This window comes from Exiguobacterium acetylicum DSM 20416 (assembly GCF_000702605.1).
GTDB lineage: Bacteria > Bacillota > Bacilli > Exiguobacteriales > Exiguobacteriaceae > Exiguobacterium_A > Exiguobacterium_A acetylicum.
In genome coordinates, this window is sequence record NZ_JNIR01000001.1 from 1,734,804 (window position 1) to 1,756,711 (window position 21,908).

The following is a 21,908-nucleotide window of genomic DNA, read 5'->3' on the forward strand; positions in this document are numbered from 1 at the left end:
ACGTCGATTCATTCGCTCCCTTTTTTTCGCTCGGCTTCCTGTAATTCAGCCATGACGCGGCGCGGTGAGAGTGAACCGTTCGCTAGCCAGGCAGATAACTTCGATGAATCATTTCGTAAGAACCCATTCCGTGTTTCTTTATAGGTGAATACAGGCTTGGCGAGATATTCCTGAAGGCGTGCCCTTCCCGCTGATTCTCCTCCCCGAAATGGGAACGCGGTCTCTGGGTCCGCTTCAACTGATTCCTCTTTTATCAGCTGAATATCAGTTGGTGGATCGAGTGGATCGTAGAAGGTCCCTTTCGCCTCGACCCGTTTTCGAAATGCCGTAAAGACGCTCTTTAATTCATCACTTCCGATATCTTCCCGACGATGTAACGTCTGTGTTTCAAAAGAGTGGACGGTATATCTGTCTTCGATATACTGCTCACTTGTCGCTTCTTCTGTTCCGGTCATCTTATGGAAATAGACGGTATCATCCGCTTGCAGATAAGAATCGAGTACCTCACATGTCTTCCCTTCTACTATATCTAGCGTGATCCCGATTTGAGACAGGTGACCCGCTAAGTTCTCAAGTGTCTCTTGTTCGAACCGTTCTTGATGTGTACCTCTTTTAAAATCGCGTTTCTTTTGATCTTTGACGTATACGGCACGAATGACGTCCTGTTCTTCACATGCACTCCGAAGTGCCTCATGATCATCAACACGTAAATCATGACGATACCAAACAACTGCTCCCATATTGATCGTCTCCCTTCTCTTTATACTATGACCCGACTATAGTATTTGGAAAACCACTTAATGTGCCGATGAGGTTTTAAGACGTTGTTTTCGTGGAATATGATTAGTACAACAAACCAGAGGAGTGAATGAATCAATGGCAGCAAAACGCGGTAAACTCAGAACTTTAATGACGCTTGTAACGACGGTTGGACCAATCGTCTATAAATTCTATAAAAAACAGCAGTCTAAAAAATCAATTAACAATCCTAAATAAAAAATGGACGTCTCCTTACCGGAGCGTCCATTTTTTTAACGTTTACTGACACCCTCACTCGCCTCTACATAGAACCGCCATGGATAGGCTGTCGCTTCTCCTGCATTCGGGATACCGATGCGAGTCGTCTGGACGATTGCATCGACCGGGTCAGCAACGAGTCGAAAACGGGCTTGATAAAGATCTTGACCTGAATCAGCTGTCGTTAGACCGAACCCTTGGCACAGTTTCGCTGGTCCATTGACGAGATTGCGTCGTTGCACCGCTGTCAACTCTGCGTAGGAACAACCAAAACGACGTTCAGCGACCCGATCATGACCCTTGATGATTTCGGCACCTCGTAACAACAGTCCGTATCCTTCCCCTTCGTGACCACAAACGATGTTCATGCAATGATGCATACCATATGTGAAATAAACATAGAGATGTCCCGGTGGACCGAACATTGGTGCCGTCCGTTTCGTAGGTTTCCCGGAAAACGAATGAGCGGCTTGATCGTGAGGACCAAGATAGGCTTCGACTTCGACGATCCGCATCGTCACCTCATCGACGGTGATCTGTGTTCCTAAGAAATCTGGACCGACTTCAACCGGTGAGCGCTCAAAAAACTGTCGTTCCATTCGTTCGTCCTCCTTCATGAAACAAGCGAACCTCCCTCTACCGGAAGATTCGCTTGTCGTGTCTTAAGATTGTTTAACTGCTGTTCGAATCGAGAGATCATTTAATTGCGCATCCGAGACTGGGCTTGGTGCTGCCGTCAACAGATCACTTGCTGATGCTGTTTTCGGGAAGGCAATCGTATCACGCAAGTTCGAACGTCCTGCAAGTAACATGACGAGACGGTCTAGACCGAGTGCGATACCCGCATGTGGTGGTGTTCCGTATTCGAATGCTTCCATCAAGAAGCCGAATTGCTCGTTTGCTTCTTCTTCTGTGAAGCCAAGCAATTTGAACATCCGCTCTTGGATATCCCGTTCATAGATCCGTTGTGATCCACCGCCGAGCTCGTATCCGTTCAAGACGAGGTCATACGCGACTGCGAGGACTTTTCCAGGATCCGTCTCGAGCAATTCGAGATCTTCACGACGTGGCATCGTGAACGGGTGGTGGTTCGCGTAGAAACGACCATCTTCTTCTTCGTACGTGACGAGTGGGAAGTCTGTCACCCAAAGGAAATTGAAGACTGACTCATCGATCAAGTCGAGTTCCTTCGCTAACTTCTGACGGAGCGCACCTAAGCTGTCTGCTACGATCGATGCTTTTGCTGCGACGAACAATAACAAGTCGCCTGCTTCTGCATCTGTCGCCGCTGTCAAGCGAGCGGTTGCTTCTTCGTCGAAGAACTTCGCAATCGGACCGTTCAATCCTTCCGCTGTCACTTTGACCCAAGCGAGACCTTTTGCACCGTAGATCGCCGTGAATTCTTGTAACTTATCGATGTCTTTACGCGAGAAGCGCTCAGCTGCACCTTTGACGTTCAAGGCTTTGACTTCGCCACCTGCTTCTAATGCCATATCGAATACTTTGAATCCTGCCCCTTTGACGGCTTCTGCGACATCAATCAATTCGAGACCGAAGCGCGTATCCGGTTTATCCGAGCCATACCGGCTCATCGCTTCTGCATACGGCATCCGTGGGAATGGTGTCACGATATCTTTGCCAAGCGTTTCTTTCATGACACGCGTCATCATTGACTCCATCATCGCATACAAGTCTTCGATGTCCATGAAGCTCGTCTCGATGTCGACTTGCGTGAATTCAGGTTGACGGTCTGCCCGTAAGTCTTCGTCACGGAAACAACGCGCAATTTGGAAGTACCGCTCAAAACCAGATACCATCAGCAATTGTTTGAACAATTGTGGCGATTGTGGCAAGGCGTAGAACTCACCTGGGTGAACACGACTTGGTACGAGATAGTCACGTGCGCCTTCTGGTGTTGATTTCGTTAGGATTGGTGTCTCGACTTCTAGGAAGTCTTGCTCATCAAGGAAGTTCCGCATGATGTTCGATGCTTTCGAACGGAGACGGAATGTCTCTTGGAGCGATGGACGACGCAAGTCAAGATAACGGTATTTGAGACGTAAATCTTCTGACGTCTGCTCTGCTTCTTCACTGATTGGGAATGGTGTCATCTTCGCTGCGTTCAAGATGACGACTTCATCCGCGACGACTTCGACTTGTCCAGTCGGAATGTTCGGGTTCGGATTCTCACGAGCGATGACGTGCCCTTTGATATCGAGGACATACTCCGAACGAATTGATTCCGCAAGACGGTGTGCCTGCTCGTTTTCCGGTTGGAAGACGATTTGGACGATGCCGCTACGGTCGCGGAGATCTAGGAAGATCAATCCTCCTAAGTCACGTCGTTTTTGAACCCATCCTTTAAGTTGAACGTGTTGTCCGATGACTTCTTCCGTCACCTGACCGTTCATATGCGTGCGTCCGATCATTGTGCTTCCTCCTTTAATTTCGCGACGATCGTATCAGCGACTGCTGATAACGGGACGTCCGTCTGTTCCCCTGTAGCCATGTTCTTCAGCGCCGCTGCGCCACGCTCGACTTCTTCATCCCCGAGGATGACCGTGTAGCGTGCCTTCAAGCGATCTGCCGCTTTGAATTGTCCTTTGAACTTCCGACCAAGATAATCCCGATCCGCGACAAGTCCTTCGAGACGCATCAATTGTAAGAGACGTGTTGCTGTCTTTTCGACTTCGTCACTGCCTTGCGCGACGATGAAGACATCGATTTGATCATCGACTGCCGGTAAGACATTCTCATTCTCAAGCGCCATCAATAAACGTTCAATACCCATTCCGAATCCGATTCCCGGTGTTGCCGGTCCACCGATCTGTTCGACGAGACCGTTGTATCGTCCACCACCACATAATGTCGTGATCGCTCCGAAGCCTTCTGCTTCTGACATGATTTCGAACGCCGTGTGATTGTAATAATCGATTCCACGGACGAGCGTCGGATCAACGACATACTCGATGCCGAGTGCGTCTAAGTGAAGCAATACTTCGTCGAAGTAGGCTTTTGATGCCGGGTTCAAGTAATCAAGAATCGATGGTGCCGTCGCCATGCTCGGGTGATCGCGGTCGACCTTACAGTCGAGGACACGAAGTGGATTCGTTTCGAGACGATTCTGACAGTCCTGACATAACTCGTGAACGACTGGTTTGAAGTGAGCGACGAGTGCTGCCCGGTGTGCGGCGCGGCTTTCGTTATCCCCGAGTGTGTTGATGACGAGCTTGAGGTGCTTCAAGCCGAATGACCGGTAGATGCTCATCGCGAGACTGATGACTTCTGCATCGATCGCCGGTTGCTCGCTACCGAGTGCTTCGACTCCGTATTGGTGGAGCTGACGGAAACGACCTGCTTGCGGACGTTCATAACGGAACATCGGTCCGATGTAGAACAATTTCGTCGGTTGGTTCGGTGAACCAAACAGTTTGTTCGTTACGAATGAACGAACGACAGCAGCCGTTCCTTCTGGGCGTAACGTCAACTGGTCTTTTCCGCGTTTCTCAAGCATGAACATTTCTTTTTGAACGATATCCGTCGTCTCACCAACGCCACGTTTGAAGAGTTCTGTCTCCTCAAAAATCGGTGTCCGGATTTCCTTATAGTTGTAACGCTTACTGATGTCACGTAATTGTTGCTCGATGTACTGCCAGCGTTCGACTGTTCCTGGAAGGACATCAAACGTACCGCGTGGTAATTTCATCTCAAATTCCTCCTTTTTTGAATACAAAAAAGTCCTCGTCCGCAAAGGGACGAGAACTTGAAGATCCCGTGGTACCACCCTGGTTGTCAAATCACATTTGACCACTCGGTGCAGTTAACGCCTGCGTACGACCTTCCCTACTATCAGTTCAGGAAGATACCTCGGAAGGGTCTTTCATCGAGTTCGTCTGTTCGCCCTTCCAGCCAAGGGGCGACTCTCTAAGCAGACGAGGTCTTGATTACTCCTCTTCGTCTTCGGTCGTATGAATCATTTGGTTACGTCTAATATTGCCTCGTCTCTCGGTTCCTGTCAAGCGTTTGCTTCTTTTTCAAGAATCAATGTCACCGGTCCATCATTGACGAGCGCGATATCCATCATCGCGCCAAACTGACCAGTCTCGACCTTCAGTCCTTGCGCGCGAAGACGTTCATTGAACGCTTCATACAACGCGTTGGCAAGATCCGGTTTCGCTGCTTCCGTGAACGCTGGACGACGTCCTTTTTTGACATCACCATACAACGTGAACTGCGAGACGGACAGAATCTGACCGTCGACATCCTGCAACGAGCGGTTCATCCGTTCTTCCTCATCTTCGAACACACGGAGTCCTGCGATTTTATCAGCTAACCAGTTCACCTGATCGATCGTGTCTTCGTGCGTGACACCGACAAGCAAGAGAAAACCTTGCTTGATTTGACCGATGACCTCCTGATCGACTGTGACACTTGCTTCTTTGACTCGTTGTAATACGACTCGCATGACTCATCCGCTCCTTACGTCATCATGACGCGATGTACAGCATACACGTCAGAGATTTGTTTGATCCGATCGACGACTTTCTGTAAATGATTGACGTTGTTGATCGCGATCGTCATCGTGATTTTGGCTTGCTTACTGTCGTCGCCTTTCCCGCTGACGGCGACGATGTTCGTATTCGTCGCAGATACCGACTGCAGGACATCGTTCAGTAATCCAGCCCGGTCGAATCCTGAAATTTCGATTTCGACGTTGTAACTCTTAACGGCTTTACCTTCGTGTTCCCACTCGACTTCGAGCAAGCGCTCTGGATTTTGTTCGTGAATGACGTTCAAACAATCCGTCCGGTGAATCGAGACACCCCGTCCACGTGTGATATACCCGACGATATCGTCCCCTGGTACCGGATTACAACAGCGGCTCATGCGAACGAGCATGTTGTCGATGCCTTTGACACGAACACCTTCTGGATTTTCTTTCTTCGGACGATCGAACGTCTTCATCTCGCTGATGGCTTCGTTCAGTTCAAGATTTTTGGACTCTTTGTCTTTGCGTAACTTTTCCGTCAATTTGTGCGCGACTTGGGCAGCGGTCAGACCATGATAGCCAACGGCAGCATACATATCTTCTTCTTGCGCGAAGTTGAACTTCCGCGTCACGTCTTCGAGCGTCTTCTCATTGATGACTTCCTTCGGCTCAAAACCAAGCTTCTTCACTTCCGCTTCGATCAGTTCCCGTCCTTTGGAGACGTTCTCTTCCCGTTGCTGACGTTTGAACCATTGACGGATCTTGTTCTTCGCCTGACTCGACACACAAATCTTGAGCCAGTCCTTACTTGGACCATAACTGTGTTTTGATGTGACGATTTCAATGATGTCACCTGTCTTCAGCTTATAATCAATCGGTACCATCCGTCCGTTGACTTTCGCTCCGATCGTTCGGTGACCGATCTCTGTATGAATCCGGTAGGCATAATCAATCGGAACAGACCCTTTCGGGAGTTCAATGACGTCACCCTTTGGTGTAAAGACGTACAACATGTCACTAAAGAAGTCGACTTTGACCGATTCCATGAATTCTTCAGCATCCGCTGTATCCTTCTGCAATTCAAGAATTTCACGGAAATGAGCAATCTTATCCTCAAAGCCTGATTTCGCTTCCTGTTCCTTACCTTCTTTATACGCCCAGTGAGCGGCAATCCCGTACTCGGCAATAAAATGCATGTCCCGTGTCCGAATTTGGACCTCGAGCGGCTCGCCTTTCGGTCCGATGACCGTCGTATGCAGCGATTGATACATGTTCGGCTTCGGCATCGCGATATAATCCTTGAAACGTCCCGGCATCGGTTTATATTGCGTATGAATGATTCCGAGAACGGCGTAACAATCCTTGATTGAATCGACGATGATACGCACAGCCATTAAGTCATAAATTTCACTGAACTCTTTTTTCGAATTTTGCATCTTGTTATAAATGGAATAAATATGCTTCGGACGTCCATCGACTTCCGCCGCGATCTGTACATCATCGAGTACTTCGTTGACCTCTTCGATGACCGAACTGACGAGCGCTTCGCGTTCCGTCCGTTTTTGCTTCATCATTGAGACAATCCGGTAGTACTGTTGTGGATTGATATAACGCAAACTGATGTCTTCAAGTTCCCACTTGATCGTCGAAATCCCGAGACGATGGGCAAGCGGCGCAAAGATTTCAAGCGTCTCTTCCGCCTTTTGCACCTGCTTTTCCTTGACCATATGTTGCAACGTCCGCATGTTGTGCAGACGGTCAGCCAGTTTGATCAAGATGACGCGAATATCTTCCGCCATGGCGATGAACATTTTCCGGTGGTTCTCAGCAAGCTCTTCACACTTTGATTTATATTTGATTTTCCCGAGTTTCGTGACGCCATCAACAAGCATCGCGACGTCAGGACCGAATCGTTCCGTTAATTCTTCGAGTGTAATGTCCGTATCTTCGACGACATCATGAAGAAGCGCAGCGACGATCGTCGTTGCATCCAAACCAATATCGACTAAGATACCGGCAACTTGTACCGGATGAATGATGTATGGTTCCCCTGAACGGCGGAATTGCCCATCATGTTCGTCTTTCGCGAATTGGTAAGCCCGTTCGATGTCTTTGACTTCAGCTTGCGTCATGTATTCCGCACATCGAGCGAGAAGGTCTTCTACATTTACGATTTGTTTGTTTGTCATCCCTTTTCCTCACCCAGTCCCCGGGATCGTCTGCAACGGAATCCCTAATATATAGTTCTTATTATCGTGAAATCTTGAGAAGATGTCAAAATAAAAAGAAATACCCCCTTGGTCATCACGTACCAAGAGAGTATATATGCTTTAGTCTTCGTAGCGAATCAATGAGAGAACGTCGTATCCTTCGAGTTTCTCACGTCCACCAAGACCATCGAGTTCAATCAAGAATCCGATTCCGGCAACCGTTCCGCCTAATTTTTCAATCATTTGAATCGTTGCTTCGATCGTACCACCTGTTGCAAGCAAATCGTCAAGGATGACGACGCGTTGTCCTGGTTGAATCGCATCTTCATGCATCGTCAAAACGTCTTTTCCGTACTCAAGACCATACTCGACACGGACTGTCTCACGTGGTAATTTTCCTTCTTTACGGACAGGTACAAATCCGATCTCCATCGCGTAAGCGGCTGGGCAACCAACGACGAATCCACGTGCTTCCGGACCCGCGATGACATCAGCGCCTTTACTGCGTGCATATTCGACGAGTGCATCAACCGATTGTTTGTACACTGGTCCGTTCTGCATGAGTGATGTGATGTCTTTGAAACTGATTCCTTCTTTCGGCCAGTTTTCGACCTCTTTTATATGCTGTTTGAACTCCATGTCTTTTCCTCCTGCTTCGCCGCTTCTACCAAAGTATCAAAACGCTCTTTCAACTGAGCGAGTGACGAATAAATGTATTGTTGCTCGAGCTCTTGACGTGCTTCATGACGCTGGTACGTCGGAGCTTCCGTCAGATCTCGTTTTGCAGCATTTGGGTTCACACCCGGCAGCCCGTCCTCCATTGTAACAAGAAAATCAAGTTCCGAGAATACCGAATGCATAAAGTTAATCGATCGTTTCGTCCATTTTCGCGATTTCGACAAACGTACAAGACCAATTCGGAGCTCGTCACGCGGACATTTCGCGAAATACTGGAAGTACTGTTTGAAGTCCTCCCGCGATGGAATCGTCTCGAAATAATATCCTTCATCCTTAAAAGCGCAATAAATCCGCTCTGCCTGTTGCACGTAAGGATGGAATGCAACTTCTTCCTCCGGTAGGTCAAGGAAAACGATATTTTGACGGATCGGACCGTTCAACGGACGTTCCGCGTACTTTTCTTTCACCTCATCGGTAAAGGCAACGAATGTCGTTGTCTCGTGCGGTAAGGCAAATAGTTCGCTCAGCGGTCGTTTACCCCCACGATAATCAAACACTTGAACATCTTCGACGGCGACATCTTGAATCATCAATTGTGGTTTACGGAACCCATTCCATTCATTAATGTTCAGACTGCCCATCAAGTGAATCTCCGACAGGGTCGAGACTTCATCGACAAGGTCGCCGAAGCCGAAGCCGATCGCATCGAGTTCCTTCCCGTCGCCTGATAGTAGTGCTTTGACATGCGTCAAGTCACGACCGATCCGCTTCATGTCCCGGATCTTCGCTTGCTCGATGACAATCCGTGGCGCGGGATTCCCCATCCCGAATGGTGCGAGTCGCTGAATATCTTCAATTAACTGGATCGAGACGTCGCTGACTTGCAAACGTAAGTCGACATCAATCGTCGCGATGAAGGCATCGTCTGGCAACGTGCTAGCCTGTTCATTCAAGCGTTGACGTAACGTCTCGACGTCATCGGAAGAGAGTGTCATTCCAGCAGCAGCTGGATGTCCACCGAAGTGCGGCAAGATGTCTTCACACTTCGTCAGTTCCGCGAATAAATCAAAGGCTGGAATCGAACGTCCAGAACCCTTAGCTGTTCCTTTTTCAGCATCATGACACAGCATGATGACGGGACGATGATATTTTTCAACGAGTCGCGAAGCGACAATCCCAACGACACCTGGATTCCAGTCTGCCGCATCGACGACGAGTACGCGGTCATCTTTAAACCGTTCTTCGACAAGCGCCGTCGCTTCTTCCGCAATCTGCTTGACGATATCTTGACGCTGCTTATTTTGTTGGTCGAGTTGCTTCGCGAGGTGAAGTGCCTCATCCTTACTTTCCGCTAGTAACATCTCAAGCGCTGGCATCGCCGAATCAAGACGACCTGCCGCATTGATCCGCGGACCGAACGCAAATCCGACCGATTCTTCGGTCAGTTCCTCTTCCGTTAAACTACAAACGTCACGTAACGCAAGGATACCCGGACGTTCACTCGCATTCAGCGCCTCGATGCCACGAATCGCTAGCAACCTGTTCTCACCGACAAGTGGGACGAGATCGGCAATCGTTCCGAGCACGGCAAGATCGAGTAACTCGACGGGTTCCCGATCAAGCAGTGCATGTGCGACCTTAAAGGCCACACCCGCTCCAGCAAGCTTCGAGAACGGATACGCTGGATCAACACCCGGATGAATCAAAGCAAAAGCGTCGGGTAACGTTTCTTTTGCTTCGTGATGATCGGTGATGATTAAATCGACACCGAGTTCTTTCAGGACATCTGCTTCATGGATGCCGGAAATGCCGCAGTCAACGGTAATGACGAGACTAAAGCCTTCTTCCGCAGCCCAGCGAAAAGCGGCTTCGTTTGGTCCATAGCCTTCCGTGAATCGGTTCGGGATATAACACTCTGCCATCCCTCCGATTTCAATTAAGGCGTGCCAGAGAATCGCAGCGGAACTCACGCCGTCAACGTCATAATCACCGTAAATTAAAATCATCTCGCCCTCGTCAACGGCACGTTGAATCCGTTCGACGACTTTTGGCATGTCTTTAAAAGCAAATGGATCATGAAATGCCATTTGATCGGTTTCTAAAAAATCACGGGCAGCTTCACGTGTCGTGAATCCCCGTTGGACAAGTAGTTGTGCGACGTGCGGTGAGATCGTGCCATCCGCCGTCAATTGTTCGATTTGTTCTGAATCGATGACTTTATCAAGCCATGTTTTTTTAGCATGGTACATCTCAAACCCTCCAATCAACTTCCCCATTATAATTGAAAATCCGCACCAGCGATAGCTGATGCGGATACTCTTTTAAGAAGCACGTTTTGTCCGACCAAGTGTCCGACCTTTCATGACGAGCCAGAGTTGCGCGGCGATGAAGATCGAAGAATACATCCCCATGATCAACCCGACAAGCAAGGCAAGACTGAATCCACGGATCGCTTCGCTACCGAAGATGTAGAGCGCTGCTGCTGTCATGATGACCGTGACGACCGTATTGATCGAGCGGATGATCGTTTGTTGGATCGATTCATTGACGATGTGTGCCAATTCATCGAATGAGACTTTCCGTCCACCTTTTTCAGCAAGTCCGAGATTTTCTCGTACCCTGTCAAAGGTAACGATTGTATCGTTGACGGAATAGCCGATGATCGTCAAGACGGCTGCGATGAAGTACAGATTGACTTCGATCTGGAACAGCGAGAAGAAAGCAATGATCATTAACGCATCATGTAGCAATGCGAGGACTGTCGCAATTCCGTAGAGCGGTTGGAATCGGAACGAGACGTAGATGACAATCCCGAGTGACGCAAGTAAGACTGCATAAATCGCGTTACGCGCGATTTCCCGACCGACTTGTGCCGAAACTGTTGAGATACTCGGTTCTTTCTTGTATTCTGCTTCAACCGATTGTTTGATTTCAGAAATTTGTTCTTGGCTGAATTCACCAACGAACGTGACGTTCGCTAACTTTCCGCCTTGAGCGAATTGAATACCATCGATTTCTTCCGCATCAATCCCGGCATCTTCAATGACAGAGCGGACGTCCGCTTCCTTGATTTGATTCTCAGAAGAAATCTCGACACGCGTTCCTTGCGTGAAGTCGATCCCGAGGTTTAGACCACGGAACGACAACAAGAGGACCGACACGATGACAAGCGCAATCGTGATTGCGAAATAGATTTTACGATGTTTGACGTAATCGAATTTCGTAGGATTAAAGCTCACGGATTTCACTCTCCTTTACACCGAACCATGATTTCTTCTTATCGAACCATCGGCTACTGACAAGGAGTTGCATCAGGTAACGTGAGACAAAGACGTTCGTGACGAACGTGACGGCGATCGAAACCATCAACATGATGGCGAATCCTTTGACCGTACTTGTACCAAAGTAGTACAACACACCAGCAGAGATCAACGTCGTCAAGTTGGCATCAAGAATCGTACCGAACGAACGACGGTTACCGGCTTTAAATGCGGACAAGACGGATTTACCACTTCGTAATTCATCCTTGATCCGCTCAGCAGTGATGATGTTCGCATCGACCGCCATCCCGACTCCAAGAACGAGTGCCGCAATCCCCGGTAACGTGAGGACGGCATTGATCCCGTTAAAGAAGATCATGACGAGATAGATGTAGAACAGCAACGTGATGATCGAAACGAATCCAGAGATCCGGTAGAACAAGAGCATGAACAAGAAGACCGCAGCTACACCGATTGCTGACGCGAAGAGCGTCTGATCGAGCGCATCCTGTCCAAAAGCAGCAGAGACGGATGTCGAGTAGATTTCTTCGAGTTTGACCGGTAATGCGCCGGCGTTTAGGATCGACGACAATTGTTTCCCGTACTCGGCATCGATATCGCCACCGGAAATGATCGCTTTATCCGAATTAATCGGTTGTGTGACCGATGCATCCGAAACGATTTTCGAGTTCGCTTTTTGAATTTCTTTTTCATACGAATCGCCTTTCTCGTAATCGAGCCAGATGACGAGACGGTTCGCAGGTGGTTGCATTTGTGAGACTTGTTGTGTCACTTCATAGAATTTCTCTTTTGATTTCATCGTCAACTCGACGAGTGGTTCATTCGTGTTCGGATCATACCCGACTTTTGCCCCTTTGGCTTTTAAGTCTGATCCATCGAGCAACAACTTATCGTTGATGTCACGGAATGACAATTGTGCTGTCGAAGAGAGGATTTGACGCGCTTCCGTCTGATCCTTGACGCCAGCAAGCTGAACGCGAATCCGGTTATCGCCTTCGATCCGGATGTCTGGTTCAGAGACACCGAGGACGTTGACACGGTTCTCGATTGCCGTCAGCGTCGCACTCATCGCATTTTGATCGATGACGTCTCCTTCTTTCAGCGGTTGTACTTCATACAAGACTTCGAAGCCACCCTTAAGGTCAAGGCCGAGCTTCGTATCCTTCAACAACCATGACGATGTCGTACCGATCAGTACGAGCAACGCGATGACGACGATGAAGAATGTGGCAAGTTTCCCTTTCTTGATCATGCTACATTGTCCTTTCTCTAGTTCCCAGTATATTTTCAGACAACTTTGTTCTCCTACCCTAGCTTACAAAAGAAATGGTAATCTTAGCAAACGTTTTTCTCATATATAAACAGAAAAGACGCTCCGGAATCCGGAAAGCGCCTTTTCAATGCCTTATTCGACAGTTTCGTCGTCCATGACAGTCGTTGATTTTTTCGTCACTTCTGCGACAGCACTTCGGTTGAATGTCAATTGTGCATTACCTGACTTCAATGTCACCGTCATGTCGTCAACTTTTTGGACAACCCCGTGAAGACCACCGATCGTAACGATCGAGTCGCCGCGTGAGAGTTCATTTTGCATCTGACGCACTTGCTTCTGGCGTTTGTTCTGTGGACGGATCAACAAGAAATAGAACACCACGAAGATCAAGATCATCGGGAGGAATGTGATTAAGCCTTCCATCTGATTCAGCTCCTTTATCATTCAAATCACGTTCATTATACCGTGAAAGAATTGATTTGTCAGACGATTTGTTAGAAATTCTTTGCGTTCGGTAAATTGTAACCGTATTCTTCGAAGAATTCTTCCTTGAAATCGAGCAGGCGATCCTCACGAATCGCTTGGCGAACGCCTTCCATCAACTTGACGAGGAAGTGAAGATTGTGTGTCGAACACAGATGCAGACCGAACGTTTCTTGCGCACGGATCAAGTGATGGATGTACGAACGCGAGTAGTTCTTGCACGCGTAGCAATCACATTTCTCATCGAGCGGACGGAAATCACGTGCATACTTCGCGTTCCGGACGACGAGACGTCCTTGTGATGTCATCAATGTGCCGTTTCGCGCGATCCGTGTCGGTAAGACACAGTCGAACATATCGATTCCGCGGATCGCACCCTCGATCAATGCGTCCGGTGAACCGACGCCCATCAAATAACGAGGCTTGTCTTCCGGCATGAGTGGTGTCGTGAATTCGAGCGCACGGTACATGACGTCTTTTGGCTCTCCGACCGATAGACCACCGACCGCATAACCAGGGAAATCAAGGGCAACGAGGTCTTTTGCACTTTGACGACGTAAGTCTTCGTATTCTCCACCTTGGATGATACCGAACAGCGCTTGATCGTGTGGACGTTCATGCGCAGCAAGACAACGTTCCGCCCAGCGGCTCGTTCGTTCGACAGATGCTTTCATGTACTCGTGAGAAGCTGGGTACGGTGGGCACTCATCAAACGCCATCATGATATCTGAACCGAGTGCATTTTGAATTTCCATCGCTTTTTCCGGTGACAAGAACAATTTGTCCCCGTTCAAGTGGTTACGGAAATGAACACCCTCCTCAGAAATGTTCCGGAGGTCAGCAAGTGAGAACACTTGGAAACCACCTGAGTCCGTCAGAATCGCGCCATCCCAGTTCATGAATTTATGCAGACCGCCCGCTTCCTTGATGACATCATGTCCTGGACGCACCCAGAGGTGGTACGTGTTCGCGAGGATGATGTTCGCGTTCATGTCCTTGATTTGTTCCGGTGCCATCGTCTTGACCGTTGCTTGTGTTCCAACCGGCATGAAGACCGGTGTCTCGAAACTGCCGTGCGGCGTGTGGACGATTCCTAACCGCGCTCCGGATTGTTTACATGTTTTGATATGTTCGTATGTTACCGCGTGTTTTGTCATTAGTTTCGTTCCTCTCTCGTTAAGAACATCGCATCACCAAAGCTAAAGAAGCGATAGCCGTTTGCAACTGCTTCTTCGTAGGCATGCAGAATGTGTTCTCGTGTCGATAACGCGGACACGAGCATGATCAATGTTGATTTTGGTAAGTGGAAGTTCGTAATCAATCCATCAATCCCTTTGACTTCCTGACCTGGGAAGATGAAGATGTCCGTCCAGCCCGTTGCTTCGACGAAGTCGCCATGGTCACGAATGACCGTTTCAAGCGTCCGTGTCGATGTCGTTCCGACTGCGATGATCCGTCCGCCTTGTTTCCGTGTTTCGCGTAGCAAGGCAGCTGAACTTTCCGGCAGTTCGTAGTACTCACTGTGCATTTTATGACTATCGACGTCGTCGACCGAGACAGGACGGAACGTGCCAAGTCCAACGTGTAGCGTCAACGGTGCGATCCGGACGCCCTTCGCTTTTAATGCTTCAAGCAATTCCGGCGTGAAATGAAGCCCGGCTGTTGGTGCTGCAGCACTTCCGCGTTCGCGAGCGTAGACCGTCTGATAACGATCTTGATCCTCGAGTTGTTCATGAATGTATGGTGGCAGTGGCATCGTTCCGAGTTGGTCGAGCACTTCATAAAAAATGCCGTCATAGAAAAACTTCAGGATTCGTCCCCCGTCTTCAAGTGCTTCGACACACTCAGCACGGAGTAATCCGTCACCAAACGACAAAATCGTTCCTGGTTTGACGCGTTTTGCCGGTTTCGCAAGTGTTTCCCAAACATCGTCACTCGTTTGCTTCAAGAGTAACAGTTCGATCTTCCCACCCGTCTCTTCCTTCACACCAAAGAGACGTGCCGGTAAGACTTTTGTATCATTGATGACGAGTGTATCGCCCTCCCGGAAGTGGTCGACGATATCATGGAAGTGCTGATGCTGAATCGCACCTGTCTCCCGATCGAGAACCATCAATTTCGAACTCGTCCGGTCGAGCAATGGCACTTGAGCAATTTGTTCTTCTGGTAAATGAAAATCAAATAAGTTTACATCCATTGGTTCAATTTCCTTCTTTCAGTCCTAAATGTTGGCGGGCGAACGGTGTTAAGACACGTCCGCGCGGGGTACGTTGTAAAAATCCTTGTTGCAGTAGATATGGTTCATACACATCCTCGATCGTCTGCGCATCTTCTCCGATCGTCGCTGCGATCGTCTCGAGTCCGACCGGACCACCGGCAAACCGTTCTGCAAGCGATCGTAGTAAACGATGGTCGACATCGTCGAGTCCGAGCGCATCGACATGCAAGCGATCAAGCGCACTTGTCGCAAGCGTGGCATCGATCTCGGTTTGATGGGCGACTTGAGCAAAATCACGGACACGCCGTAATAACCGGTTCGCGACACGTGGTGTTCCGCGTGAACGGAGCGCGATGGCTTCTGCTGCCAGACGATCCGCTTCGAATCCGAACAATCGTGACGTCCGGGTCACGATGGCAGACAACTCTGACATCGTATAATATTCAAGCTTCAGCGTCACGCCAAAACGATCACGTAGCGGTGCTGATAACATCCCCGCACGTGTCGTTGCACCGACGAGCGTAAACGGTGGCAAGTCAATCCGAACACTGCGGGCAAGTTCACCTTGGCCGATGACGATATCGAGACAATAATCCTCCATCGCCGGATAAAGGATCTCTTCGATCGATCGACTCAATCGATGAATCTCGTCGATGAACAGGACATCACCCGGTTCCAGTGATGATAGGATTGCTGCCAAATCACCCGGTCGTTCGATCGCAGGACCGGCTGTCGTCTTGATGCCGACTCCCATCTCGTTCGCGATGATCGTTGCAAGCGTCGTCTTCCCGAGCCCCGGAGGACCGTAGAGAAGAACGTGATCGAGTGTTTCCTGACGAATTTTTGCCGCCTCGATGAAGACACTTAAATTTCCTTTTGCTTTCTCCTGCCCGATATATTGCTCGAGCGTTTGAGGACGCAGACTCCACTCTTCTTGATCTTCCGCATGGGCGGATTCTGACAAAATGCGCTCTTCCATGTCCTCACCTCACATTCAATAACAACTGGAGTGCCCGTTTGACATATTGATCCGTCGACAGGACTTCTGCCTGCAACGCTTTTTTGACTTTCTCGACTTCTCGGTCACTGTAACCAAGCGCCGTTAAGGCTTCACAAGCTTCATTCAGCTCAGTATTGCCTTGCGCGAACAAGCCTTCGCTCGGTACGTAATCCGGTGCGAGCTCAGCTAACTTTCCTTTTAGGTCGAGCGTCATTTGCTTCGCTGTTTTCTTGCCGACACCTGGGAATTTGACGAGATAACTTTCTTTCTCTTGTTCAATCGCTTCAACGAGCGCATCGACATTCCCTGATGCGACGATCGCAAGCGCTCCTTTTGGTCCAATCCCAGTTACACCGAGCAACTTCGTGAACAAGGCACGCTCACGACGGGAACGGAATCCAAATAAGACTTCTTGGTCCTCACGGACATAATGATACGTATATACGATGATCTGTTCGTCTCCGGTCCGATAAAAAAACGGGTTCGGTGCTACGATTTTGTAGCCAATCCCGCCAACTTCTACCGTCACGAATTCCGCACAGACATAAGCGACTTCGCCGCGTACGAATTCTATCAATGTGGAACGCTCCCATCCTTAAACAAACTCTCGTGTTATTGTAGCATACATCTTCGTTTGGCTTCAAAGCGTTCTTCAGCAAAAATCAATACATATGTTCGCTCTCTCAATGCGAATACAAAAAAGCGTGATCGTTCGCACGACCACGCTCTCACCCTTTATTTTATGAACGCTCAAGCATCCGTTCGAGCGCCAACACGGCATGCCGCGTCGTCTCTGCGTCTACCGTGATGATGTTGACCGGGTCACCGGCTTCGACTTGTTCGAGCGCCCACGCCAAGTGCGGTAAGTCGATCCGGTTCATCGTCAGACACGGACACATGAATGGATTGAGCGACACGATATCAAGTTCCGGATGAGTCGTCGCAAGTCGATTGACGAGGTTCATCTCTGTTCCGATCGCCCACTTTGTTCCAGGAGCAGCCTGTTCGATTTGTTGAATGATGTACGCCGTTGATCCGTTGAGATCAGACGCTGCTACGACTTCGTGCGAACATTCCGGATGGACGAGAATCTTTCGCTCCGGATCCGTCTTGCGGAACTGTTCAATCTGACCGATCGTGAATTTCTCGTGGACCGAACAATGTCCTTTCCATAAGATGACGCGGACGTCCTGGTCTTCCCCGTCAAAAACGAGTTCGTCCTTGATCGGATCCCAAATCGCCATCTGTTCTAACGGAATTCCGAGTGCGTGCGCCGTATTGCGACCGAGGTGTTGATCGGGCAGGAAGAATAAGATGTCGCGTTCAGCAAGCGCCCACTTGACCATCTGGACAGCGTTTGATGACGTCACTGTCGCCCCCCGTGACGACCAACGAACGCTTTGATTGCTGCTGTCGAATTGACATACGTCAACGGTAAAATCGACTCCCCGAACCGTTCCGTCAAGATCGTAAAGGCCCGCTCCGTTTGCGTATCGTTCGCCATATCCGCCATCGAACAACCAGCACGCATGTCAGGCAAAACGACCGTATGTGACGCATCCGTCAGCATGTCTGCCGTCTCTGCCATGAAGTGGACACCACAAAAGACTGTAAATTCCGCTTCTGTCATCTGCTTCGCGACTTGCGCGAGCTGGAGCGAATCTCCCGTCGCATCCGCGAACTGGACGACTTCATCCTTTTGATAGTGGTGGGCAGGTAAGAACAAGCGACTGCCCATCCGTGCTTTGACCCCTTCGATGATCGCGATTAAGTCTGCTTCTGATTGTTGTAAGTACGACGCCGGAATTCCCTCATGACGTAATAAATCAAATGACATCTTTTTTTCCTCCTTCGATTTTCATGCTGATATCAAGTGCTGTTGCTGAATGGGTGAGTGCCCCGAGTGAGATGACGTCTGCTCCGCTATCTGCAAAGTCTGATAACGTGTCTAGCGTAATCCCACCGGATAGTTCGACCGTGATGTGCGGTGGAATCAATTGCCGGAGCTGTTTGATTTCTGCTGGTGTCCGGTTATCGAGCATGATGATATCGACTCTTGCAGCCACTGCCTCCAGCACTTCCGCTTCCGTCTCGACTTCGACTTCAATTGGTGTCGTATGACCCGCGACACGTTTTGCTCGCGTCACCGCTTCCGTAATCGATCCCGCTACTGTGATGTGGTTGTCCTTGATCATGACGGCGTCATCGAGACGTCCGCGATGACTATAACCACCCCCGACGCGAACGGCATGTTTTTCGAGCATTCGTAATCCAGGGGTCGTCTTTCGTGTATCCGTGATTCGGATTCGTCCTGCTGCCATTTCAACGGCTTGACGTGTCTTCGTCGCAATCCCGGATAAACGTTGCACCAAGTTCAAGGCGACCCGTTCTCCACTTAAAATATCCTGTAACGAACCAGACCACTCGGCAAGGAGTGTGCCTCGCGTGACGACCGCCCCTTCCGCTACATGAATCGTCACGTCGACTTGTAACAGATGCGCCATCTCCCGAATGATGTCTGCTCCGCAAAAAACTCCGTCTTCCTTTGCTAAAAAACGACCGGTCCCGCGTTCTTGTCCCGTCAGACATCCTTCACTCGTGATGTCCCACTGTCCGATATCCTCGATTAAAAATGCCTCCAGTTGTTGCCGTAACTGCCACTTGTTCAACGCTCTCATCCTCTCCTGTCAATCGACTCCGTGCTCCTTCAAGCAACAAACATGCCGTTACGTGACGTAATCGATTTTCTTCCGCTTCCTGTCCGGATTCGTCTAATGTCCAGTCTTTTAATGCATCCAGACTTTCTTGTATCTGCCTAACATCCATTTCGACACCAATGACCTGCGATAGACGGTCTGTTACGGAACGAAGTGTTCCCGGACGTCGTTTTATTTGTTTGACTGAACGTTCCGGTAACAGCTTGAGCTGTTCTGCTACCGCTTTTCCCATGACGACACATTCAAGGAGCGAGTTCGACGCCAGACGATTTCGACCGTGTAGTCCAATCGATGCTGTCTCGCCGACCGCGTATAGTCCTTCGACCTGCGTCCGCCCTAAAAGGTCCGTCTCGATCCCACCCATTAAGAAATGAATGCCTGGTGCAATTTCAACGAGATCCGGATTTATGTTCAGTTTTTCACATTTTTCTACAAACGTTGGAAACCGTTTCGTTCGGTCGACGACGTTCGACGTATCGAGATAGACCGGTTCACGTTTTCGCACCTCATGGATTCGTTTTGCGACTTCATCTCGCGCCGCTAAATCTTGCATCGGATGATCCGCCATGATCCGGTCGCCATTTTTCGTTACAAGCGTCGCTCCTGCACCTCGTAATGCTTCCGTGATTAAACCTTCCGAACGACCTGCATGAACGAGTACCGTCGGATGATGCTGGATATAACCGAGATCACGAATCGTCGCCCCCGCTTCAAAGGCGAGTGCAATCCCGTCCCCTTGAATCAAAGGGTCATTCGTCGACGCTGCGAATAATCCACCCACTCCACCGGTCGCGAGAATCGTTGCGCGCGCCACAATCTCGATCGGCTCTCCCTCGCTATATCCGACTGCACCTACTACCTGTCCATTGACTTGAATCAACTCTGTGATATGCGTCTGCTCAAGAATCGGAAATGGTACTTGCGGCATCAACGTCTCCATGATCCGTTTACCAGTCTCGTCCCCGCCACAGTGATAAATCCGCGGCAAACGATGTGCTCCTTCACGACCGAGTAAAAACTCTCCCTCGGACTGATCGAATAAAACGCCTTGTCGTAATAAGAATTCCATCGCCTCGGTTCCCGATCGGGTGACGTAATCGACGACGGACCGATTGATACGCCCTTTTGCTGCTTGGCACGTATCTTCAAAGTGACCACGATGATCGATTTCTGCATAAGCGGAAGCAATCCCACCTTGTGCTCGGACTGAATTTGTCTCAAACCGCGTACCTTTCGAGACAAGTAATGCGTTCATTCCTGAAGGAAGATGCAGGGCGACTGAAATCGCGGCAAGCCCTGTTCCAATGATCAACACATCCGTCTCAAGCCTTTTATGTAAAGACATATGATTTACACCTCTATATCTAAATGTTTACTATTGACTTGACAATAAGTTTGGCATACTTTTAGCTGAGTGACAAGACGAAAGGACAGGATTTTTTCATGATCTATCTCGATTACGCAGCGACGACTCCGCTGCATCCACAAGCACTCGATCATTATCAACAAGCCGCTCAGTCGTTCTACGGCAACAGTTCTTCTCTTCACGACATCGGTGGGGATGCTGAACGTTTACTCGAACGAGCCCGTCACTATCTGATGCAACAATTGGCTCAACAAGAAGGAACCGTTATCTTTACAGGGAGCGGATCAGAAGCGAATTACATCGCTTTGACACACTTGATGCGACAGAGTAACAAATCAGTTGTCTTGACACTTCGATGTGAACACGATTCGGTCTTGCTTCCGCTTGCACGCTGGGCACAAGAAACACGGCACCTGTCTTTATTACCGGACGGAACGTTCGATTGGGAACAATTCGTCGCGACTTGTACGGACGATATTGGTGTCGTCTCGATTCAACACGTCAATTCGGATACGGGTTTTCGCTTTCCCGTCGAACGAATTGCAGCTTACTGTCAATCGCGCGGGATTCTATTTCATTGCGACGGGGTCCAAGGATTCTTAAAAGACGACATCCATATTGACGCCTTTGATGCGTACACGATGAGTAGTCACAAGGTCTATGGACCTAAAGGGTTGGGCGCCCTGTATCTGCGACGATCACTCTTCAGTCCTTACTACGAAGGTCATCACGAATTCGGGATCCGTCCTGGTACAGTCGATGTTCCGGGAATTGCAGCCTTCATCGCTGCCTGTGAAGCCACGCGACTAGAAAATCCAGGAATCCAGGATTCAAGCCGTCGATTTCGTGGTATGCTAAAAAAACATTGTCTTCGTCTCGTTACGTGATCATCGAGTCTCCGACGCAACTGGCTTCCATCTGTGCCATCCATACGAAACAACGGGACGGTCAATACGCGTTGCTCGCCTTGAATCGTGCTGGAATCGCGGTTTCTGCTGGTAGTGCCTGTCGGGCTGGAGAAAATGGTCCGAATGCGACATTACGTGCCATCGGCTATGACGAATCGGCGGCTCATGGGTTGATTCGACTCAGTTTTGGAAGACACACGACGAACGAAGAAATCGAACAGTGCATTGATGTGTTGAACACAATTTCATGACACTGGAGAAAGGTAGG

The 21,908-nt window shown here is 49.3% G+C and carries 17 protein-coding genes, 2 pseudogenes and 1 other annotated feature; of the genes and pseudogenes, 2 read left to right on the forward strand and 17 right to left on the reverse strand.

The features are described from left to right. Nucleotides 1–8: 8 nt before the first annotated feature. The 17 genes and pseudogenes from P401_RS18875 to P401_RS17725 all read right to left on the reverse strand — a co-directional run bounded on the left by P401_RS18875 (nucleotide 9) and on the right by P401_RS17725 (nucleotide 20,711). Nucleotides 9–740: a deoxyribodipyrimidine photo-lyase gene (locus tag P401_RS18875; protein ID WP_051656290.1), complete on the reverse strand. Its 732-nt coding sequence runs from the start codon at nucleotides 738–740 to the stop codon at nucleotides 9–11. A gap of 291 nt (nucleotides 741–1,031) precedes the next feature. Continuing rightward, nucleotides 1,032–1,616, reverse strand: a complete 585-nt coding sequence (locus P401_RS0109415; protein WP_029342238.1) for a DNA-3-methyladenine glycosylase — start codon at nucleotides 1,614–1,616, stop codon at nucleotides 1,032–1,034. 63 nt (nucleotides 1,617–1,679) lie between these two features. Continuing rightward, nucleotides 1,680–3,446, reverse strand: coding sequence for an aspartate--tRNA ligase (aspS, locus tag P401_RS0109420; RefSeq protein WP_029342239.1), 1,767 nt, complete (start codon nucleotides 3,444–3,446; stop codon nucleotides 1,680–1,682). After that, on the reverse strand, nucleotides 3,443–4,723 hold the full coding sequence (gene hisS, locus P401_RS0109425; RefSeq protein WP_029342240.1) for a histidine--tRNA ligase: 1,281 nt from the start codon (nucleotides 4,721–4,723) through the stop codon (nucleotides 3,443–3,445). The genes aspS and hisS overlap by 4 nt, the downstream gene beginning before the upstream one ends. Before the next feature lie 42 nt (nucleotides 4,724–4,765). Further along, nucleotides 4,766–4,987: a binding site (T-box leader), on the reverse strand. Between the two features lie 45 nt (nucleotides 4,988–5,032). Beyond that, complete coding sequence (gene dtd / locus P401_RS0109430; protein WP_029342241.1) at nucleotides 5,033–5,482, reverse strand: D-aminoacyl-tRNA deacylase; 450 nt, start codon at nucleotides 5,480–5,482, stop codon at nucleotides 5,033–5,035. Nucleotides 5,483–5,496: 14 nt separating this feature from the next. Then, nucleotides 5,497–7,695 (reverse strand): RelA/SpoT family protein, encoded by a 2,199-nt coding sequence (locus P401_RS0109435; protein WP_029342242.1) that lies wholly within the window; start codon nucleotides 7,693–7,695, stop codon nucleotides 5,497–5,499. Nucleotides 7,696–7,836: 141 nt separating this feature from the next. Beyond that, nucleotides 7,837–8,355 carry an adenine phosphoribosyltransferase gene (locus P401_RS0109440; protein ID WP_023468928.1) on the reverse strand — a complete coding sequence of 173 codons (519 nt, stop codon included), beginning with the start codon at nucleotides 8,353–8,355 and terminating at the stop codon, nucleotides 7,837–7,839. Beyond that, entirely contained in the window at nucleotides 8,334–10,643 is a 2,310-nt protein-coding gene (recJ, locus tag P401_RS0109445) for a single-stranded-DNA-specific exonuclease RecJ (RefSeq protein WP_029342243.1), read from the reverse strand. The genes P401_RS0109440 and recJ overlap by 22 nt, the downstream gene beginning before the upstream one ends. Nucleotides 10,644–10,715: 72 nt before the next feature. After that, nucleotides 10,716–12,927, reverse strand: a pseudogene (secD, locus tag P401_RS19110) (protein translocase subunit SecD). A gap of 153 nt (nucleotides 12,928–13,080) precedes the next feature. Next, a complete protein-coding gene (gene yajC, locus P401_RS0109455) occupies nucleotides 13,081–13,371 on the reverse strand; it encodes a preprotein translocase subunit YajC (protein WP_029342244.1) in 291 nt (96 codons plus the stop codon). A gap of 71 nt (nucleotides 13,372–13,442) precedes the next feature. Next, entirely contained in the window at nucleotides 13,443–14,588 is a 1,146-nt protein-coding gene (tgt, locus tag P401_RS0109460) for a tRNA guanosine(34) transglycosylase Tgt (RefSeq protein WP_029342245.1), read from the reverse strand. Beyond that, entirely contained in the window at nucleotides 14,588–15,628 is a 1,041-nt protein-coding gene (queA, locus tag P401_RS0109465; RefSeq protein ID WP_023468934.1) for a tRNA preQ1(34) S-adenosylmethionine ribosyltransferase-isomerase QueA, read from the reverse strand. The genes tgt and queA overlap by 1 nt, the downstream gene beginning before the upstream one ends. A 4-nt stretch (nucleotides 15,629–15,632) precedes the next feature. Next, complete coding sequence (gene ruvB / locus P401_RS0109470) at nucleotides 15,633–16,628, reverse strand: Holliday junction branch migration DNA helicase RuvB (RefSeq protein ID WP_029342246.1); 996 nt, start codon at nucleotides 16,626–16,628, stop codon at nucleotides 15,633–15,635. 4 nt (nucleotides 16,629–16,632) lie between these two features. Then, nucleotides 16,633–17,226 (reverse strand): Holliday junction branch migration protein RuvA, encoded by a 594-nt coding sequence (gene ruvA, locus P401_RS0109475; RefSeq protein WP_029342247.1) that lies wholly within the window; start codon nucleotides 17,224–17,226, stop codon nucleotides 16,633–16,635. 163 nt (nucleotides 17,227–17,389) lie between these two features. Further along, nucleotides 17,390–18,486, reverse strand: a pseudogene (nadA, locus tag P401_RS17720) (quinolinate synthase NadA). After that, complete coding sequence (gene nadC / locus P401_RS0109485) at nucleotides 18,476–19,318, reverse strand: carboxylating nicotinate-nucleotide diphosphorylase (RefSeq protein WP_029342248.1); 843 nt, start codon at nucleotides 19,316–19,318, stop codon at nucleotides 18,476–18,478. Before nadC ends, nadA begins: the two are co-directional and overlap by 11 nt. Continuing rightward, nucleotides 19,242–20,711 carry an L-aspartate oxidase gene (locus P401_RS17725; protein ID WP_051656291.1) on the reverse strand — a complete coding sequence of 490 codons (1,470 nt, stop codon included), beginning with the start codon at nucleotides 20,709–20,711 and terminating at the stop codon, nucleotides 19,242–19,244. Before P401_RS17725 ends, nadC begins: the two co-directional genes overlap by 77 nt. A gap of 98 nt (nucleotides 20,712–20,809) precedes the next feature. Between P401_RS17725 and P401_RS0109495 the strand changes: the two genes are divergently transcribed. Both P401_RS0109495 and P401_RS18880 read left to right on the forward strand, forming a co-directional pair. Continuing rightward, nucleotides 20,810–21,619 carry a cysteine desulfurase family protein gene (locus P401_RS0109495; RefSeq protein ID WP_236627102.1) on the forward strand — a complete coding sequence of 270 codons (810 nt, stop codon included), beginning with the start codon at nucleotides 20,810–20,812 and terminating at the stop codon, nucleotides 21,617–21,619. Next, nucleotides 21,616–21,891 carry an aminotransferase class V-fold PLP-dependent enzyme gene (locus P401_RS18880; RefSeq protein ID WP_236627103.1) on the forward strand — a complete coding sequence of 92 codons (276 nt, stop codon included), beginning with the start codon at nucleotides 21,616–21,618 and terminating at the stop codon, nucleotides 21,889–21,891. The genes P401_RS0109495 and P401_RS18880 overlap by 4 nt, the downstream gene beginning before the upstream one ends. The last annotated feature ends 17 nt before the right edge of the window (nucleotides 21,892–21,908 follow it).

Excerpts from the sequence above, each read along its gene's own strand:
- P401_RS18875 (WP_051656290.1), bottom strand. The coding sequence starts at position 740 with ATGGGAGCAGTTGTTTGGTATCGTCATGATTTACGTGTTGATGATCAT.
- P401_RS0109415 (WP_029342238.1), bottom strand. The coding sequence starts at position 1,616 with ATGGAACGACAGTTTTTTGAGCGCTCACCGGTTGAAGTCGGTCCAGAT.
- aspS (WP_029342239.1), bottom strand. The coding sequence starts at position 3,446 with ATGATCGGACGCACGCATATGAACGGTCAGGTGACGGAAGAAGTCATC.
- hisS (WP_029342240.1), bottom strand. The coding sequence starts at position 4,723 with ATGAAATTACCACGCGGTACGTTTGATGTCCTTCCAGGAACAGTCGAA.
- dtd (WP_029342241.1), bottom strand. The coding sequence starts at position 5,482 with ATGCGAGTCGTATTACAACGAGTCAAAGAAGCAAGTGTCACAGTCGAT.
- P401_RS0109435 (WP_029342242.1), bottom strand. The coding sequence starts at position 7,695 with ATGACAAACAAACAAATCGTAAATGTAGAAGACCTTCTCGCTCGATGT.
- P401_RS0109440 (WP_023468928.1), bottom strand. The coding sequence starts at position 8,355 with ATGGAGTTCAAACAGCATATAAAAGAGGTCGAAAACTGGCCGAAAGAA.
- recJ (WP_029342243.1), bottom strand. The coding sequence starts at position 10,643 with ATGTACCATGCTAAAAAAACATGGCTTGATAAAGTCATCGATTCAGAA.
- yajC (WP_029342244.1), bottom strand. The coding sequence starts at position 13,371 with ATGGAAGGCTTAATCACATTCCTCCCGATGATCTTGATCTTCGTGGTG.
- tgt (WP_029342245.1), bottom strand. The coding sequence starts at position 14,588 with ATGACAAAACACGCGGTAACATACGAACATATCAAAACATGTAAACAA.
- queA (WP_023468934.1), bottom strand. The coding sequence starts at position 15,628 with ATGGATGTAAACTTATTTGATTTTCATTTACCAGAAGAACAAATTGCT.
- ruvB (WP_029342246.1), bottom strand. The coding sequence starts at position 16,628 with ATGGAAGAGCGCATTTTGTCAGAATCCGCCCATGCGGAAGATCAAGAA.
- P401_RS17725 (WP_051656291.1), bottom strand. The coding sequence starts at position 20,711 with ATGTCTTTACATAAAAGGCTTGAGACGGATGTGTTGATCATTGGAACA.
- P401_RS0109495 (WP_236627102.1), top strand. The coding sequence starts at position 20,810 with ATGATCTATCTCGATTACGCAGCGACGACTCCGCTGCATCCACAAGCA.